Origin of the sequence: Streptomyces sp. IBSBF 3136 (assembly GCF_036815105.1) — a bacterium.
Taxonomy (GTDB): Bacteria; Actinomycetota; Actinomycetes; order Streptomycetales; family Streptomycetaceae; genus Streptomyces.
Genome location: NZ_JAJSZC010000444.1, coordinates 1 through 1,803, shown reverse-complemented (window position 1 = coordinate 1,803; position 1,803 = coordinate 1). Strand labels below are relative to the sequence as shown.

At 76.7% G+C, this 1,803-nt stretch carries 2 protein-coding genes; one reads left to right on the top strand and one right to left on the bottom strand.

What is annotated here, in order from left to right; translation table 11 throughout:
* Positions 1-78 precede the first annotated feature (78 nt).
* Positions 79-552, bottom strand: a complete 474-nt coding sequence (locus tag V7E45_RS40055) for a carboxymuconolactone decarboxylase family protein (protein ID WP_333779213.1) — start codon at positions 550-552, stop codon at positions 79-81.
* Between the two features lie 258 nt (positions 553-810).
* Between V7E45_RS40055 and V7E45_RS40045 the strand changes: the two genes are divergently transcribed.
* A partial coding sequence (locus V7E45_RS40045; protein WP_443056360.1) for an SCO2400 family protein occupies positions 811-1,803 on the top strand: 993 nt, incomplete at its 3' end.

The window sequence follows — 1,803 nt, the reverse complement described above, 5'->3', positions numbered from 1 at the left end:
CCCCCCCCCCCCCCCCCCCCCCCCCCCCCCCCCCCCCCCCCCCCCCCCCCGCCGGCCCCCCCCCTCGGCCGGGCGCCGTCAGCCGAACTGGCCGGGCTGGTAGTCGCCGGCCGGCTGCTGGACGATGACGTTCAGCCGGTTGTAGGCGTTGATCAGGGCGATGAGGGAGACCAGGGCGGCGAGCTGGTCCTCGTCGTAGTGCTTGGCGGCGTTCGCCCACGCCTCGTCCGTCACACCGCCGGCCGCGTCCGCGATCCGGGTGCCCTGCTCGGTCAGCTCCAGCGCGGCGCGCTCGGCGTCGGTGAAGACCTTGGCCTCGCGCCAGGCGGCGACCAGGTTCAGCCGGATCGCGGTCTCCCCGGCGTGGGTGGCGTCCTTGGTGTGCATGTCGGTGCAGAAGCCGCAGCCGTTGATCTGGCTGGCGCGGATCTTCACCAGTTCCTGCGTCGCGGCCGGCAGCGCCGAGTCCCCGACCGCCTTGCCGGCCGAGTTGATGTACCGCAGGAACTTGCCGGCGACCGGGTTGGCGAAGAGGTTCAAACGAGCGTCCATCGTGCTCTCCTATGCCGTGCGTGGGGGCTACACCTGAACGACGGAACGAACCGGCGCGATGTGACAACCATGAGCGTGACCCGCGTCACGTCCGTCCGGGTGCGCATGAATCCCCGGCGAATGTGCGCAGGAGTGCCACACGGGGAGCACAAGGTCTTCAGCAAGCATCGTTAACGTGACTGGCCGCTCGATCCCACGTGCGAACGTGGCCAGGCCCCGGCCGAGGCCGCAGGCGCAGTCGACTCAGGAAGACCGCAAATGGACTACTGCTCCTCGTGCCGTCGGCATCTGAACGGCGCGCTGGTGTGCCCCGGGTGCGGCGCCTACGCCCCGGACATCGCTCCCCCGGCGACCGTCTCGATGCCCGCCTCGAGGCCCGCGCCGATGCCCGCGCCCACGGCCGCGCCCATGCCCGCCTCCAGGCCCGCGCCGATGCCCGCGCCCATAGCCGCGCCCATGCCCGCGCCCATGCCCGCGTCGAGGTCCGGAAGGCCGACCGCGACGCCCGCCGCCGACGCCTACGACGGCTCGTGGTTCGACGGCGGTCGCTCCGAGGAGGCGGTGCCGGCAGGGCCGGCGGAGTCCGCGCACCCGTTGCCGGACGCCGACGTGGACGGGCCGCCGCCCGCGTCGCGGGGGCGGGCGGCCCGGCGCCGTCAGCTGGCCCGCTGGAAGAAGAACAAGCGGCGGGCCGCGGTCGCGACCACCATCGCCCTCGTCGGCGGCGGGCTCACCCTGGCCTCGCTCGACCGTCAGTCCCCGGCCCGGGCCCAGGCGGCCTCGGCGCCGGACGACCGCGGCATGGGCTCCGTCGGCGGCCGGGCCGCCGCCGAGGTCGAGCCGGAGAACGCGCCGCCGGGCACGCACGCGTCGCCGGGCACCGGGCACCCCGCGCACGCCCGGGCCGCCGCGGCCGCCCCGCACCGGGGAACCCCGGCGGCGCCCCGGACGGCTCCGTCGAACACCCACCCGGACGCCGCCGCCACGCCGCTGCCCGCGCGGGAACCGGCCGCACGGCAGCAGGCCGCCGCCCCCGCGTCCGGCGGGACGTCCGGCCACGGCACCACGACCGGCACCGCGACCGGCACCACCGACGGCGGTGGCACGGGCGGCGGCACCGGCACCACGGCCCAGCAGCCGCCGGCCCCCGCCGCCACGCCCTCCACCGGCGGCACGACGGACTCCTCCGCGCCCCGGACCAGCCCCTCCCCCGCGGCGACCGCACCGTCCCAGCTCTGCCTGCTCGTGGTG

Excerpts from the sequence above, each read along its gene's own strand:
- V7E45_RS40055 (WP_333779213.1), bottom strand. The coding sequence starts at position 552 with ATGGACGCTCGTTTGAACCTCTTCGCCAACCCGGTCGCCGGCAAGTTC.